This window comes from Haliea sp., from assembly GCF_041395985.1.
Taxonomy (GTDB): Bacteria; Pseudomonadota; Gammaproteobacteria; order Pseudomonadales; family Halieaceae; genus Haliea.
In genome coordinates this window covers 143,558-158,507 of record NZ_JAWKZJ010000004.1, presented here as the reverse complement: position 1 = coordinate 158,507, position 14,950 = coordinate 143,558, and the positions used below count along the sequence as shown (strand labels likewise).

At 64.8% G+C, this 14,950-nt stretch carries 15 protein-coding genes; 6 read left to right on the top strand and 9 right to left on the bottom strand.

Going from position 1 to position 14,950, the window contains the following annotated elements; translation table 11 throughout:
- The gene (locus tag R3E49_RS09290) at positions 1 to 1,959 is read left to right on the top strand and encodes a pyrroloquinoline quinone-dependent dehydrogenase (protein WP_371294785.1); all 1,959 of its coding nucleotides are present in this window, start codon (positions 1 to 3) and stop codon (positions 1,957 to 1,959) included.
- 59 nt (positions 1,960 to 2,018) lie between these two features.
- Here R3E49_RS09290 and R3E49_RS09285 read toward each other — a convergent pair whose 3' ends face one another.
- Positions 2,019 to 3,494, bottom strand: coding sequence for an FAD-dependent oxidoreductase (locus tag R3E49_RS09285; RefSeq protein ID WP_371294784.1), 1,476 nt, complete (start codon positions 3,492 to 3,494; stop codon positions 2,019 to 2,021).
- Between the two features lie 211 nt (positions 3,495 to 3,705).
- Here R3E49_RS09285 and R3E49_RS09280 point away from each other — a divergent pair, with 211 nt between their 5' ends.
- Positions 3,706 to 4,350, top strand: coding sequence for a DUF1853 family protein (locus R3E49_RS09280; RefSeq protein WP_371294783.1), 645 nt, complete (start codon positions 3,706 to 3,708; stop codon positions 4,348 to 4,350).
- Between the two features lie 137 nt (positions 4,351 to 4,487).
- Here R3E49_RS09280 and R3E49_RS09275 read toward each other — a convergent pair whose 3' ends face one another.
- Positions 4,488 to 5,846 carry an IS1182 family transposase gene (locus R3E49_RS09275; protein WP_371294782.1) on the bottom strand — a complete coding sequence of 453 codons (1,359 nt, stop codon included), beginning with the start codon at positions 5,844 to 5,846 and terminating at the stop codon, positions 4,488 to 4,490.
- Between R3E49_RS09275 and R3E49_RS09270 the strand changes: the two genes are divergently transcribed.
- Together R3E49_RS09270 and R3E49_RS09265 are read left to right on the top strand one after the other, a co-directional pair.
- Positions 5,759 to 6,223 (top strand): DUF1853 family protein, encoded by a 465-nt coding sequence (locus R3E49_RS09270; protein ID WP_371294781.1) that lies wholly within the window; start codon positions 5,759 to 5,761, stop codon positions 6,221 to 6,223. The two genes, R3E49_RS09275 and R3E49_RS09270, sit on opposite strands and share 88 nt — an antisense overlap.
- 71 nt (positions 6,224 to 6,294) lie before the next feature.
- On the top strand, positions 6,295 to 7,254 hold the full coding sequence (locus tag R3E49_RS09265; RefSeq protein WP_371294780.1) for a hypothetical protein: 960 nt from the start codon (positions 6,295 to 6,297) through the stop codon (positions 7,252 to 7,254).
- Here the strand turns inward: R3E49_RS09265 and modC are convergent, their stop codons facing one another.
- From modC to modA, 3 genes are read right to left on the bottom strand one after another with little or no spacing between them, the layout of a single operon-like run.
- Positions 7,255 to 8,325, bottom strand: coding sequence for a molybdenum ABC transporter ATP-binding protein (gene modC, locus R3E49_RS09260; RefSeq protein ID WP_371294779.1), 1,071 nt, complete (start codon positions 8,323 to 8,325; stop codon positions 7,255 to 7,257).
- The gene (gene modB / locus R3E49_RS09255) at positions 8,322 to 9,008 is read right to left on the bottom strand and encodes a molybdate ABC transporter permease subunit (RefSeq protein ID WP_371294778.1); all 687 of its coding nucleotides are present in this window, start codon (positions 9,006 to 9,008) and stop codon (positions 8,322 to 8,324) included. The genes modC and modB overlap by 4 nt, the downstream gene beginning before the upstream one ends.
- Before the next feature lie 15 nt (positions 9,009 to 9,023).
- The gene (gene modA / locus R3E49_RS09250) at positions 9,024 to 9,794 is read right to left on the bottom strand and encodes a molybdate ABC transporter substrate-binding protein (RefSeq protein WP_371294777.1); all 771 of its coding nucleotides are present in this window, start codon (positions 9,792 to 9,794) and stop codon (positions 9,024 to 9,026) included.
- Positions 9,795 to 9,952: 158 nt separating this feature from the next.
- Between modA and R3E49_RS09245 the strand changes: the two genes are divergently transcribed.
- A complete protein-coding gene (locus R3E49_RS09245; RefSeq protein ID WP_371294776.1) occupies positions 9,953 to 10,345 on the top strand; it encodes an MAPEG family protein in 393 nt (130 codons plus the stop codon).
- On the opposite strand, the gene R3E49_RS09240 is transcribed toward R3E49_RS09245, so the two are convergent.
- The 4 genes from R3E49_RS09240 to R3E49_RS09225 form a co-directional block, all read right to left on the bottom strand.
- The gene (locus R3E49_RS09240) at positions 10,335 to 10,766 is read right to left on the bottom strand and encodes a DUF2894 domain-containing protein (protein WP_371294775.1); all 432 of its coding nucleotides are present in this window, start codon (positions 10,764 to 10,766) and stop codon (positions 10,335 to 10,337) included. The genes R3E49_RS09245 and R3E49_RS09240 overlap by 11 nt on opposite strands.
- Before the next feature lie 62 nt (positions 10,767 to 10,828).
- On the bottom strand, positions 10,829 to 11,470 hold the full coding sequence (locus tag R3E49_RS09235; RefSeq protein ID WP_371294774.1) for an OmpA family protein: 642 nt from the start codon (positions 11,468 to 11,470) through the stop codon (positions 10,829 to 10,831).
- Positions 11,471 to 11,487: 17 nt separating this feature from the next.
- On the bottom strand, positions 11,488 to 13,281 hold the full coding sequence (locus tag R3E49_RS09230; protein WP_371294773.1) for a hypothetical protein: 1,794 nt from the start codon (positions 13,279 to 13,281) through the stop codon (positions 11,488 to 11,490).
- Positions 13,282 to 13,325: 44 nt separating this feature from the next.
- The gene (locus tag R3E49_RS09225) at positions 13,326 to 14,045 is read right to left on the bottom strand and encodes a DUF3348 family protein (protein ID WP_371294772.1); all 720 of its coding nucleotides are present in this window, start codon (positions 14,043 to 14,045) and stop codon (positions 13,326 to 13,328) included.
- Positions 14,046 to 14,167: 122 nt separating this feature from the next.
- On the opposite strand from R3E49_RS09225, the gene R3E49_RS09220 reads away from it, so the two are divergent.
- A complete protein-coding gene (locus R3E49_RS09220) occupies positions 14,168 to 14,926 on the top strand; it encodes an SDR family NAD(P)-dependent oxidoreductase (RefSeq protein ID WP_371294771.1) in 759 nt (252 codons plus the stop codon).
- The last annotated feature ends 24 nt before the right edge of the window (positions 14,927 to 14,950 follow it).

Genomic DNA, 14,950 nt, shown 5'->3' with positions numbered 1-14,950 from the left:
ATGCAGATTCGGTTCCCCAGCCTCGCCCCTGCCCTGGCAGTGGCCGGCATTTTGCTCGCAGGCTGCGGCGCGGGCGATGCCACGCCGGTCCAGCGCCAGGCCTTGCCCCCGGTGTTGGCCGAGCGCCATGCGGACTGGCGTCACTACGGCGGCGACGAAGGTGGCGCCCGGTTTGTCAGCCACGCCCAGATCACGCCGGACAACGTTGCCACCCTGCAGCCGGCCTGGACCTACCACACCGGGGACCTGGCACCGGGGACCTTTCCCGACGCCTTCAACAGCCCCGCCCTGCAGGTCACGCCGATTCTCGCCCGCAACACCCTCTACCTGTGCTCGCCGCGCAATCGGGTCATCGCACTGGACCCGGTCACCGGGGAAGAGCGCTGGCACTACGATGCAGACCCGGCACTGGTGGGCCTCTACAGCGTCACCTGCCGCGGTGTGGCCTACCATGAAAGCCCCGATGCACCATCCGGCCAGGCCTGTGCAGCGCGCATTCTGGCCGGAACCCTGGACGGCCGCCTGCTGGCGCTGGATGCCGACAGTGGCCAACCCTGTAGGGACTTCGGTGACTCGGGCGAAATCGACCTGACCGCGGATCTCGGTGATGTGCGGCCCGCCGAGTACGCACTGACCTCGGCGCCGACCGTGGTCGGCGACCGCGTGGTGGTAGGGGCCCATGTCGCTGACCTGCGGCGCGGTGGTGTACCCAGCGGCGTGGTGCGCGCGTTTGATGTGCGCAGCGGCAAACAGGTTTGGGGCTGGGAGGCGCTGCCTCCCGAGCAGCGCGTGGCAGGCAGTTACGTCCCGGGCACGCCCAATGCCTGGGCGCCCTTCTCTGCCGACAGCGAGCGCGGCCTGGTATTCATTCCCACCGGCAACCCGGCCGGGGACTACTACGGCGGCGAGCGCAACGGTCGCGACACCTTTGGCAGCTCGGTGGTCGCGCTGGACGCCCTGACCGGCGAGCGTCGCTGGTCCTACCAGACCGTACACCATGATATCTGGGACTATGATGTGCCCTCCCAGCCGGTGCTGATTGACTATCCCGGCCCCGAGGGGCCAGTGCCGGCACTGGTACAGGCCACCAAGATGGGTTTCCTGTTCGTCCTCAACCGGGAGACTGGAGAGCCCCTGCTGCCCATTGAAGAGCGGCCCGCACCGCGCGGCGGACCCGCGCCCGAGGCGCTTTCACCCACCCAGCCCTGGCCAGTGCTGCCCGAGCCCCTGCACCCGACGGAGCTCACCGAGGACGACATGTTCGGCTTCCTCTGGTTCGACCGCCAGGCCTGCATCAAACAGTTTCGCAGCCTGAATTACGCGGGGCTCTACACCCCCATCAGCACAGAACCCACGCTGGTCTACCCCGGCTTCATGGGCGGCAGCAACTGGGGTAGCGTGAGCTGGGACCCGCAGCGCAAGCTGTTGCTGGCCAACACCTCGCGGGTGCCCGCCGTCATTGAATTGATTCCCCGCGCCGTGGTCGAAGCGCCCGGCTTCAGCGAGCGGGTCGAACTGCAGCTGGACACGCCGTATGCGGTCAAGCGGGGGCCCATGCTGTCGCCGCTTGGCGCCCCCTGCACCCGGCCACCCTGGGGGGTGCTCACCGCCATCGACATGACCACCGGCCGGAAAGCCTGGGAAGTGCCACTGGGCGGCACGCGTGACCTGGCGCCCTTTCCACTGTGGCTCAACCTCGGTGTACCCAATAGCGGCGGCTCTCTGGTCACTGCCAGCGGCCTGACATTCATCGCCGCGGCCACCGACAGTTACCTGCGGGCCTTCGCAACCGACACCGGTGAGGAATTGTGGAAAGCGCGCCTTCCCGCCGGGGGGCATGCCACGCCGATGAGCTACACGGGTGAGGACGGCGCACAGTATGTGGTGATTGCCGCAGGCGGCAACCGCATGCTGGGCTCCAGAATGGGTGACGCGATCGTGGCCTTCCGCCTGCCCTGAACCCAACAACCTGCACCCGCTCGGGCGGGTGCAGGTTGTTGCAGAGCCTGGCCGATCGTCTACTGCGGTTCGCGGCTGGCCACTTCGCGGCCGGCCAGTCGACCGAAGAAACTGCCGTCACCGAGGGAAATACCGGAGCAGTAAGCCTCGCCCCAGCGCGGCAAACCGCAGCTGGTGCGACCGGCGGCGTACAGCCCGGGTACCACCCCGCCATCTGCATTGAGGACTTCTCCGGTCACCGCAGTCGTCAAGCCACCCAGGGTGAAGCCGGTGGCCGGGTAATCCTCGCCGGTAAAGCTGAGTGCGGCAAAGGGCGGCTCCACCAACGGTCGCATCCAGTCTGCATGCTTGTGCAATACCGGGTCTTCACCGGCGGCGGCATAGCGGTTGTAACTCTCCACTGTGTGCACCAGTTCGCCGGCCGGTATGCCCAGTTCAGCCTCCACTTCCGCCCAGGTCTCGCCCACAGCGGCGATGTTGATATCCGGATTGAAATCGGGTCGCGCGAATATCCCGTTGTCCATCAACAACCAGGCACGGCCATTGGGTTGGCGCAGAATGTAATGCGTTGCGCGTCCATGGTAGGCGTCCTCATTGATGAAACGCTGGCCACGCTCGTTGACGAATATCCCGAACACCATATTATCTGGCGGGAACGATGGCTTCGTGGCAAAGAACTCGTTCATGTGGCTCACCGCGCCGCCCACGGACATGCCCATGCGGATGCCTGAGCCGTCGTCGTTACCGCCGCTGGTGGGAATATCCGCCGCCACCAGCGCCTCCGGCGCGAACCGACGCACCATATCCTTGTTGCAGATGAATCCACCGGCGCAGAGCACCACCCCCTTGCGGGCCCGCACATAGGTAATCTTGCCGTCGATGCGCGCTACCACCCCATGCACGGCGTCGTTCGCATCGGCCACCAGGCACAGGGTGCGGGCATTGAAGTACGCCTCTGCACCGCAGGCCAGGGCGCGCTCTGCCAGCTTGTCCATCACCAGTCGACCCGCACCCATGCCCTCCATCTGCGCGGCGTGGGCACGGGGTGCCGGGCTTGCCACCGCAGAAAACGGCCAGGCGCGTTCACTGCCCGACCAGATCAGGGTATCGTCGGTCACCGGCTCCAGCCATTTGCCGGGCAGGTAGGTGCCCTTGAAGGGAATGCCCTGTTGCACCAGCCACTCGTAATGCGCCACGGCCTGCTTCGCATAGAGCCGGACCCTGTCCTCATCCGCGCCGGGGCCACCGCTTTGCAGCAGGTACTTGAACAGCTCTTCGCTGCTGTCCTCGAAGCCCGCCGCCTGTTGCACCGGTGTGCCGCCCCCCAGGTAAAACTCGCCACCGGACAGTGCCGCGCTGCCGCCGTAGGTGCCTGCCACTTCAAGTACCGTTACCGACGCACCGGCACTGGCGGCCTCAATCGCCACGCAGGACCCGGAGATACCGAAGCCCACGACCATGACATCCGTTTCCAGGTCCCAGCCGGGAACCTGGTCCAGCCGACAGGGTGTTGCCGCAGAAAAACTCGCCGTCACAAACTCGTCTCCTCTGTTGTTCCGATCCTCACCGGGCAGGCGCTCACCGCGCCCGTGCCAAGTGTCAGGCCTTGCGTGATACTAACCGTTCACGGGGCACGGCGCCGCTCTCACCCGGATAAAGCGCTATCCGGTTAAACTCTGCAGACCCCCGGGACGCAGCGCGGGCCAAAGTACCGCCCCGCCCACCCCCCCATCCAGGAGAGCCCCCATGCAGGAATACCGCACCCGCAAAACACCTGCAGCACTCGGCCTGCAGCACGGCAAGGTGAGAGATCTTGCCTGGGCCTGCTTCGCGCCCCCGATGATGCATGTGGAGCAGGCGGGGATTACCACCGCCAGCTTCCCACTGACCGCAGCTCGCGTCGCGTGGTTGCAGGCACTGGATCGCGATCCATCCTCTCTGATGCATTGGTTGAGTGCCCGGCCCGCGACCCGGCTGGGGCTGTATTTTGAGCAGCTCTGGCAGTTCTTCCTCCAGCAGGATAGCGAGACAATGCTCATCGCCAACAATGTGCCCGTCCGTGACGCCGGCAGAACGCTTGGGGAGTTCGACTGCCTGTACTGGTGCCGACGGCGCGAGCGTCCGGTGCATCTCGAGCTCGCCGCGAAATTCTATCTTGGCTGCCACGCACCGTGCGTTGATGCTGATCCCCCAACGGCGTACAGCTGGCTGGGCCCCAACACCATCGACCGACTGGACCGCAAACTGCAACGCCTGACGCAGCACCAGATTCAGCTCAGCCGCCAGCCCGCCGCACAGCCGGTGCTGGACGCCCTGCACGCCGCAGAGCCGTTACGAGAGATCCTGCTGTCGGGCCAGCTTTTTGCCCCGCTAGCAGCCTGTCGGACTTGAGTCCGGCAGCCGGCGTTTATGGTAATTGAGACGGGCCAGATTTTTTTCTGGCCCTCTGATTCGTCTCAGGTCGGACCAGTCGGCCTCAATGGCGCAATCAATGGCGTTACACAGGGGTTTTAGGCGGTAAAAACCCCTCATACCGGCGCCCTCAACACGTTCATGCGCTTCACATTCCACGCCAGCGTGGCCAATGTCCATTCACCCGAGACCTTATCCAAACCCCGCAGTGAGAACTGCCGTAGCCCCATGATGTGTTTGATAATCCCAAACACCGGCTCCACGGTCTGTTTGCGAAGGGCGTATAGCGCGCGTCCCGATTGGGTCGCCAGCTGATGCTTCATCAGCGCGACCGGATCATCCGTCACAGGCACCGGCTCGTCGGTCGCAATCAGGTCAAAGACGCAAGGATGATGCTGATCCCTGGCCACTGCCAGTGATGGACGGATATCGCTCCCGAGGCATGCCTGAACATTGGCCCTGCTGAAGTAGCCGGTATCGGCCAGCAGGTCGGTTGCGGTGCCCAGATCATCGGGTAGTGCGCCCAGCCTGGCCAGTGTCGGAGCAACCTCCTGTTTGTCGTTCGTGGCCTGCGTCGTGTGGGCGCTGACGATCAGCATTGTCTCGGTGTCCACACCAGCCTGCGCGTTGTAACACTGCTCAAAACTGCCGCCGGATACCGGCATGATGCGCGACTCTTCGTCGGTCAGGTTGACCTGATCGGTCTCCCGAGGGCCGGGTAGCGGTGCTTTAGGCTCCCGGCCCCGGGGCTTTTTTCCCGAGTCCCTCTGAGCCTGACGCCTGGCCTGTTTTTGCTCGTACTCCGCCTGCTCTTGCTCGAAGCGCTCCTGTGCTCGCGCCTCAATTTTCCGTTTCGCATCCGCCAGTGCTGCCAGCCGGGTTTCGCGCCGGGCGATCTCCGCGGGAACGTCCAGGCCTTCAACCGCCGGGGTCTGGTCTGCCGCCTCGGCCTGTGCCGCCAGTGCGCTGACTTCGGCCTGGAGCTGTGCTTCGATCTTTTTCGCATGCGCATAAGACAGCGCCTTGCGCTTGCTGGCGTTGGCCTTCACCTTGGTGCCATCCAAGGCGATCCGACCCAGCTTGATCAGCTTCATTTCCCGCGCCAGCAGCAAAACCTGTAAAAACAGGGCCTCGAACTGGGGCAGGAAACGGCGGCGGAATGTGGCGATCGTGTCGTGATCCGGGTGCGTGTTAGCCGCCAGGTAGCGAAACGCAATCGAGTCGTAGGTGGCGCGTTCGATCTTGCGGCTGGAGAACACCCCGGTCGCATAGCCGTATATCAGCAGACTGAGCAACACGGCGGGATGATGTGCCTGGGAGCCTCGCCCAGCATATTGCCGCGTCAGCTCAGACAGATCGAGCTGGTCAACAACCTCGACGACAAATCGTGCGAGGTGATCCTCAGGCAGCCAGTCCTGCATGGACGGAGGGAAGAGATAGTCCGTTTCCCGATCAGCGATTACAAAGTTACCCATTATTGTGTCCGGTCACCGCTTGCGTGGATAGGATTATCCCATCTTGGTATTGTTTGGGTAAGTCCGACAGGCTGCTAGCAGCGCCACTGCAGCCACCCGCTGGCTATAATCACACCCTGCCACAAGGCCAGTGGCTGCCGCTGAGTCAGTGGCGCAGCACCAGCAGCGGCCACTGGATGATTATTCCACGTCTCGAATGGTTGGCACCGGTGCGGACGGCGCCCACGGGACACGCTGCTCAGCAGCTGGCCGAGCAGCTGGAGCGACGCTTCGGGAGTGGTGGCAGACCACAATTGCTGGCGGCGCTGGACGAAGCCGGCAACGAACGCAGCCGGTGTTTTGTAGCGCCCGATTCATGGCCAAATTTACAGAATTAGTTCAGGCAGGCGTTAAGAGCAACTGCTAAAGTCAACGGTTATCGAGGGGCCCACCCTCAGGACCTATGCCCATGCCGAACCCCCCGCTACTGCAGCTCTGCCTCCTCCTGATGGCACTGTGTCTGACACCAGTCGTTCTCAGTGCCGAGGAGGAAAGGCCTGAGGACGAGTCGCCCTGGCTTGATCAGGGACATCGCTATGTCTCCACCCGCGCCGATGACCTCGCCACCTGGATGGACAGTTTTTTCGGTGTGCGACGGGTCGACAACGAAGCGGCCTATTCGACACTGCGGCTGCGCCCTTCCCTGGAATGGAGCGAGCAATATGGCTGGGATACCGGGCTCAGCCTGCGCGGCAAAGTCAACCTGCCTAACCTCAACGAGCGTGTCAGCCTACTGTTTTCCGATGAGGACAGTGGCAGCCTGGGAGACGAGCTGCTGCGCGACCAGCAGAACCTCTCCGATGATGTCGCCCTCCAGGTGGTGGGCCGCGAGGGCGCGCGTGACCGTATCGATTTCCGTCTGGGTTTCAACTCGGGCCTTAACCCCAAACTCGCCGCGCGCTACCGCTACCAGATGCCCTTTACGGAACAGGTATCCGGGCGCTTCCGACAGGAACTGCTCTACCGCACAGACGACCGGTTTGGCACCGACACCCGCTTCGACGTTGACGTGGCGGTCAGCAGTGATCGACTCCTGCAGTGGTACAACCGTGCACGCTGGGATGAGAAAGAAGAGGGCTTTGGCTGGAACACTGGCGTGACTGTGAATCAGCGGCTGAGCAACAACCGCGTCATCGGCGTCTACGGCACGCTGAATGGCAGAACGCAGCCCACCCAGCTGACCCAGGCCTACGGATTCGGTATGCGCTACCGGCAGAATCTCAATCGCAAGTGGCTGTTCCTCGAAGTGCAGCCCGGTTATTTCTGGCGTCGTGACACCGTTGAAGAAGAGCGCAACGGCAGCGCGGAGATCGTCCTGCGGCTGGAGGCGGTGTTCACAGGCGACGTCGAGGAAGCCTTTTCGCGCTGACTAGCGCAGCAGCGCGACCGATTTGATCTGCAGCCAGAAGCACTCTCCCGGCTGCACAGCGATACGCGCTTGCGACTGACGGGTGATCCGTGCCAACAGGGGCGTCCCCTGTGCATCAAGCCTGACCATCACGTGCGCGGGTGACCCGGCCGGGGCCAGTTCCACCACCTCCGCGGCCACCAGATTGACGATACTGCTCTGTTCATTACGCTCACGGGTCAGGCTGACGTCACGCGCCAGCACCCGGCAGCGCAGCCGCGCGCCCGGCGGTTCCGCGCACCGCGACACCCACAGGCTCCCCCCCGGAAACTCCAGGCGCGACAGGTGCCACTGTGCCTCGTGCTCTGCCACAACCGCATCGATGACTACGCCGGCGTCGTCCGCCGCAGCCAACGAAAGATCGAGGCGACTCAGCATGTCCTGCAGGGGGCCCTGGGCACGTACACGCCCTTCTTCAAGCAGCACCAGGTAATCGGCCAGTCGCGCCACCTCCCGCATGCTGTGCGTGACGTAGAGCATGGGCAGCGCAAACCGCGTGCGAAGCCGCTCCAGAAACGGCAGAATTTCTGCCTTGCGTGCCTCATCCAGCGCGGCGAGTGGTTCGTCCAGCAGCAGGAGCTGCGGGCTCGCCAGCAGGGCCCTGGCCAGGGCGATACGCTGTCGCTCACCGCCGGACAGGGAGTCCGGATAGCGTGACAACAGAGGCGCGATCCCCAACAGCTGCACCACTTCATCCCAATCGACGCTGCGCTCTCCGGCGGGGGTGCGCTGCAAGCCGAAGCGCAGGTTCCCCGCCCCGGTCAAATGCGGGAACAGGCTGGACTCCTGAAACACGACACCCAGCGGGCGCCGATGTACCGGCAAAAACAAACCCTCGCGCTGCCAAACCTGGCCGTTCACCGACAACACCCCCTGAGCCGCTCGCTCCAGTCCCGCCACACAACGCAGCAGGGTGCTTTTACCAGCGCCCGAGGCGCCGAAAACAGCCGTGACGCCCTCACCGGGCAATGTCACGTCCACGTCCAGATGAAACTCACCCCGTTGCAGGCAAAAACGTGCATCGATGCTCATCCCGGAACCCCGACCGACTGCCCGCGCCGGTTGAGCGCATACACCAGCGACAGCAACACCAGGGAAAACACCACCAGCGTCAGGGCGAGGGCATGAGCCGAGCCGTAATCCAGCGCTTCCACATGGTTGTAGATGGCAATGGACGCGACCCGGGTTTCACCGGGAATATTGCCGCCGAGCATGATGATGACCCCGAACTCCCCCAGCGTGTGGGCGAAGGCCAGTACTGCGGCGGTGAAGTAACCACGTCGCGCGAGGGGCAGCGCAACGGTCAGGAAACGATCCAGCGGTGAAGCGCGCAGCGTGGCCGCCACCTCCAGCAGGCGCGTCCCGGTTGCGGCAAAGGCGTTTTGCAGTGGTTGCACGACAAAGGGCAGCGAGTAGATCATCGAACCCACCACCAGCCCGCTGAAGCTGAACGCCAGGTGGCCAATACCGATATCTTCCAGCACACCGCCTACGAGGCCTTTGGGCCCCAGCAACAGTAACAGGTAAAACCCCAGCACCGTGGGCGGTAACACCAGCGGCAGCGTCACCACCGCTTCCACCAGCACCCGCCCCCGCGCGCGGGTCTGCGACAGCCACCATGCGAGCGGCGTCGCCAGGAAAATCAGCAGCACCGTGCTCACAGCCGCCAGTTTGAGGGTCACCCACAGTGCGGTCAGGTCATCCGGAGACAGCATCAGACGTTGCCACCGTCAGTCACGGCGATACCCCGCAGCCTCGATGATGGCCGCCGCCTCCGCATCCGTTTGCAGCCAGCGTAAAAAGTGACGCGCCGCCGACCGTGCACGCGCACTACTCAACAGTACCGCGCCCTGCGTCAGGGGGGCGTACAGCTCAGGCGGTGGTATCCAGTAGGAGCCCGGGATACCCTGCACGGTTTGCACCTGTGCCAGCGCTACGAACCCCAGATCGGCGGCGCCGCCTGCCACCTGACTGTGGGTCTGGGCGACAGAGCTGCCGCGCACCAGTTGCTGGCGCCGTTCGAGCGTATCCCACAGGGCCAACGCTTCCAGCACGCTACGTGCAGCCGCGCCATACGGCGCCGTGCGCGGCTCGGCGATGGCCAGATAACGGAAACGCCCGCTGCGCAGCACAGAGGCCTCTTCATCGATCAGGCCCGCCTGCGGGCTCCAGAGGACGGGAATGCCCTGGGCGTAGACAAACTCCGTCCCCGCCACGGCCATGCCCTGATCGATCAGCTTACGCGGCCGTAGTTCGTCCGCCGCCAGCAGGACATCAAACGGAGCGGCATTGGCGATCTGGCTGTAGAGGGCTCCGGTGGCACCAGGGCTGACTACCAGCCGATTACCCGATGCCGGCTCGTAGACCGCCGCCAGGGCCTCCAGGGTCGCCGTGAAATTCGCCGCAACCGCCACACGAATATCAACACCCGCCTGCACCGGCCGCGTCAGCGCCACAAGGCAAGCGAGGAGTACCAGGAAATCACGCAGGCGGTATGTCATGTCATCTCTCATCTCATGAGGATACGTGTTGCGGCGGTTTCTGGGAATGACGCCGGGGCAAACCACTGCCGGAATGCTCGCTTCAGCGGGCGCTGGACTGGACACCCAGTGCAGTGCATGATCTGACCGACACCCCGATAATAAACAGGAGCACGACCATGACCACCCTGCTGCAGCTGGTTCTCTACATGACACTTCTCACCTTCGTCGCCATTATGCTGGGCGCCATCCTGCGCAATCGGGAGTGGACCGCCGAGGGGCTCAAGGCCGGGCTCAGCAACCGCGACCAGTTGCCCGAGCCGACGGCCCTTGGCGGGCGTGCCGAACGCGCGGCCGGGAACACCCAGGAAGGCTTTCTCCTCTTTGTGCCCCTGGCGCTGGTTGCCCATGTCAGCGGCCATGGTGCTGAAGCCCTGCTCGGGGCACAGGTGTTTTTCTGGGCGCGTGTCGCCTACCTGCCTGTCTATCTCGCCGGCATCACCTACGTGCGCAGTGCCATCTGGGGTGTCGGCGTGGCCGGGCTCGGCATGATGCTGGTCGCTATGCTTTGACCGGTTTGCGGCGTCGTGTACGAGCCGGTCGGCTGTTTGCGGGCTCGGCTGCCGTGACCCGCTGCAGGGCACACAGCACCTCTGCGTGGCGCATGAGTCGCTCCACATAGGCCGGGGATACTGCCTGAGCGCGGGTTAGCGCACGAATCACCAGGGCCTCTGGGTTCAGCGGACCCGGCGCCTCCGGCAGTGCCGCGCGAAAGCCAGTGAGCAGCTGGTCAACCACCTGCCCCGCCTGCGCTTCGTGGTAGCGGCGGGCCGCTACCAGTCCATCTGCGCTGTGCGCCTCGGTAAGCGGGCCGTCGGCGTTACCCAGTGCCGCGAACTCCTGTGCCTGCAGCCTGGCCTCCAGCGCCCGACGCGGAGACGGCGGCGACATGGCCTGCAGACCCCGCTGCAGCAGTGTTGGCAGCTCACGCAAGGCCTTTCTGCCAGGGCGCACTGGGGACGCACGACCCTGGTCGCTCTGGGGCGATTGACTACTCACTCAGCGTCTTCTCCACGCGGTGTCCGTGGTACCGGTGCGATCTCCACGCGCCGGTTGAGTGCGCGGTTATCGGCACTGGTGTTGGGCGCAATGGGCTGCTGCTCGGCGAAGGCCGAAGCAAAGACCAGTTCCCTGGACAAGCCTGCTTCCACCAGCGCTCGGGTCACCGTCAGCGCACGCTGGGCCGACAGCTCCCAGTTGTCCGCGAACACCAGGTTGTCTGCGTGAACGGGCAGGTCATCCGTAAAACCGCTGACCATCAGCAGGTGGTCGCTCTGGCTCAGGTAGCGGGCCAGCGGTGCGGCCAGGCTGGCAATCAGCGCGCGCCCTTCGGGCTGCAGCGCAGCGGAATTGAGCTCAAACAGCAGCTGGCCGCTGATGCCAATACGACCATCCTGCAAGGTAATACGATTACTGGTCAGGGGGTCAGCCAGAGCCTGCTCCAATTCCATACGTCGCTGCTGTTCAGCCTCGCGCAGCGCGACTTCATCCTCCAGTGACCGCGATAACTCTACCTGCAAGCCCAGAGTCCACACCAGCAGCAACACGAAAATGCCCACCAGCGCCGCCATGAGGTCACCAAACACGGCCCACACTGGCGTGTCCTGTGCCACCTCGTCATAGTCGTACTCAGCCATGGACAGACCCTGCGAACCTACACACTGCGACTGATCTCCCGTAACTGGTCGAGCAGCTTCTGCTGGGCCAACGCGCTGTGATCAATCACCTCTCTCGCCTGCGCAACATAGTAGGCGAGCTGCTCGTCGCTGCGCCCGGCCGCCTCTTCCATACCCTGGGCTGTGTGCTGCAGGGTATCGGCGAGGCGCTGCGCCACGCTGTCAAACTGCGCCACCGCGCTCCCCAGGGCGTCACCCAGCGCCACCAGCTCCTGCGCACCACTGCCAAACTGGCCACTCACCTCGGCCAGCTTGCCGGTCTGCGCTTCCACCGTGGAGACAAACTCGGCACTGGTGGATGCGAGGGCGGCGCGGGTGTGCTCAGAAAAGGCTTCCAGCGTGCTGCGATACTGGGCGGCGTCCTCTGCCAGTGCGCGAGCCGCCGTGTGCAATTCCGCAACCAGCCCCCGCTGCGCGTCGAGCAGCGCCTGATCGCGTTGCAGGGCGGCACCGGACTCCTCCCGAACACTGGCGACGGCGCGGTCCAGGCCCGCCATGCTCGAGGCAATCAGCGGTTGCAGGGTATCCACCGTGAGTTGCGCATTTGCCGCCAGAGCCCGGGTCAGGGCGTCCTCCACGGTTGTCGCCTGTGTCTCGATGCGTGCCAGCAGCTGTTCGTCGAAGCGCCTGCGTTCAGCCAACCACTCCTGCTGCAGGCGCTGCCGATGATCAGTCAACTGCTCTCCCAGTTGCTGCAGCAAGGTCGCGGCGCTGGTGGACTGTGCCTCAAGGAGGGTACGGGAGTCCGTCACGGTGGCCTGTAATGCCTCGCGCAGGCTGTCCTGCGCGGTTACTGCCGAGGCCTGGGCGCTGACCAGCGACCGGGTAGACGCCACAGTCTGGGCGACCTGCTCGCGCACTGCCTGCAGCGCATTCAGCTGGTCTGCGACGGCGCCGCGCAGCGCCGACTGCGTTGCATCGGTTTGCGCCGCCATCGCCTGCAGGGCTTCCCGCAGCAGCGGCGCCATGCTCTCTCCCGCCTGCCGCCCGCTGTCGGCAAAACTCTCGCGCAGCGACTGGCCAACATGCGCCAGCAGGCCGCTATGCAATTCAAGCAACTGATGTTGCAGCCCCTGCTGCCCCTCGAGCATACGGGAATGCAGGCTGTCGGTTGCGGTATCGACACGCGTCACCAGTGCTTCCACCTGCGCCGCCAGTGCAGGCAACTGAGCGGTTTGCGCTCGAGCCTCCTGCAACATCTGCTCGTTATGGTGGCGCGGACCGCGATCGGGGAACAGTTGGACACCGCGCACATCCAGGTCACGGGCCACCGCCAGCCGCTGGCGTCTCGCCATGGTGGAGAGCAGGCCCAGCACGGCAGAGGCCGCGACTCCCCCAACCGAGGTTCCGAAGGCCATGCTCAGGCCCTTGATCGGGGCGGTGAGGCCGGCGCGAATGGCCGCAAGCTCGGTGCTGCCCTCCAGCGCGCTCACTGCTCCCTGCAGGGCGATCATCATACCGATGAAAGTCCCCAGCAATCCGAGCATCACCAGTAATCCGCTGAGGTATGGCGTCAGCAACGGCCCCGGCAGCGCGACCGGCTCACCCTGGATACGCCTCGCCACCGGGCTGCGAAGCGTCTTGGGCAGCTGTCCCAGCCAGTGTTCGAACTCGGACTGCTCGGTTTGCAGGGCCTGCTGTAGCCGCCCGGTGTCACGCTGGAAACCCCAGAGTTCCAGCGCACCCACAGCATAGGCCGCCGCGATGACCAACGTGACCAGTAGCGCCAGACTGCTGCTTGCGGCAAATCCCAGCGCGAGCCAGGCAATCAACCCCGCTCCAAGCAAAAAAATACAAGCTGCGAAAAACCGCATGATCAATCCCTATCCCCATACGCCAAACAGGCCTCCACCAGCCCCAGAGCCGGTTGCAGACGCTGCTCCAATTCAGCCAACAGCAATTCCCTGAGTTCGCTCACCCGTTGTTCACCTGCCGCGGCGTCTGTTGTGTCCGCCGCCAGTGTCTCCCACCGTGGCACCAGCAGGCCCGGGAGGCTGACCAGCGCCGCCTCCCCTGCCCGCAGTACCTGTTGCTCGAGCGCCTCGTCCAGTGCGGCGAGCGCAGCCAACGCCGGCGCCCGCTGCCGCAGGTGAGTGCGCAGGTCACGACGCAGCGCAACAATGCGCAGCTCCATTTCCCGCTGCCACGCGGCGTGAAATCTGCGCAGCCGCTCGGCAGCGTCTGGTCCGTCGAGGACACTGGGTGCATCAAGCCTCGGCAGGGGTATCCGCACGCCCTCGGCGGCGGCAAAACTGCCCGCGATATCCCGCAGTAGCGCCCTGTGAACCGTCAGCAGGGCCGCCTCGCAACCTTCACAGCCCTCCGCCGCCTCACCGTGTGCGCGCGTGGTGGGAGCGCCCGCGGCCAGCACCCCGGCGAGTTTACTCGCACTGTGCAGGTCCAACGGCTGTCCCAGCCAGGCCAGCAGTTCCCCACTGGGTACCATCGCGTCCGCAGCCACGACCGCAGACAGGGCTCGCTGCAAACGTGAACTGATCGGCGGACGGTGGGAACGGGTGCTTGAGGCGCGGGACATGGGTAACGGAGCTGCAAAGGGCGTGCATTCTAGCGAAGATCAGCGCTGGCGTCCCCCCCGCGTTGCGGGTGGCAGCCTGCACGATGCAGGCTATGATAGTGCGCTGGCAAAGGAGGCAAGTGATGAGCGCTGTAGAGTATCCCGATATGCGTGGCAAAGTCGCACTGGTAACCGGGGCAGCCTCCGGCATTGGCGAAGCCTGCGCCCGGCAGCTGGCAGCCCAGGGCTGTCATCTGATCCTGCTGGACCGGGACGAGCAGCGGCTGCGCGTCCTGAGCGAAGCCCTGGAATGCGTGGGCCGCACGGGAAGCGTGGTCGATGAGGCCGCCGTCATGGCAGCGGTCGAGCTCTGCGAATCCCGTTACGGCCGGCTGGATTACGCCGTGAACAGCGCCGGGATCGCCGGGCAACCCGCTGCGATCGCGGAAACCTCGCTCGACGCCTGGCGGGAGGTGATCGACATCAACCTCACCGGAGTGTTCCTGTGCCTGAAACACCAGCTGCGGGCGATGCATGCCGTCGGCGCCGGTGCTATCGTGAACATCGCCTCAGGCGCCGGCTTGATCGCCACGCCGCAGCTGTCGCCCTACTGCGCCAGCAAACACGGCGTGCTCGGGCTGACACGCACCGCCGCCATGGAATCGGCCACGGCAGGTGTGCGGGTCAATGCCGTGTTACCGGGCTCGACGCAAACGCCCATGCTGGAAGCATCACTGCAACAGGGTCCGGAGTTGAAAAACATGATTCTCGCCAGCATACCCTGCGGGCGCATGGGTACAGCCGATGAAATTGCCGCAGCCGCCGTGTGGCTCTGCAGCGCACAGGCAAGCTATGTCAACGGTCATTCCCTGGTGGTGGACGGCGGCACCCTGTGCCGATAGGTTGCTGGCGATGCCTCCGCAGCC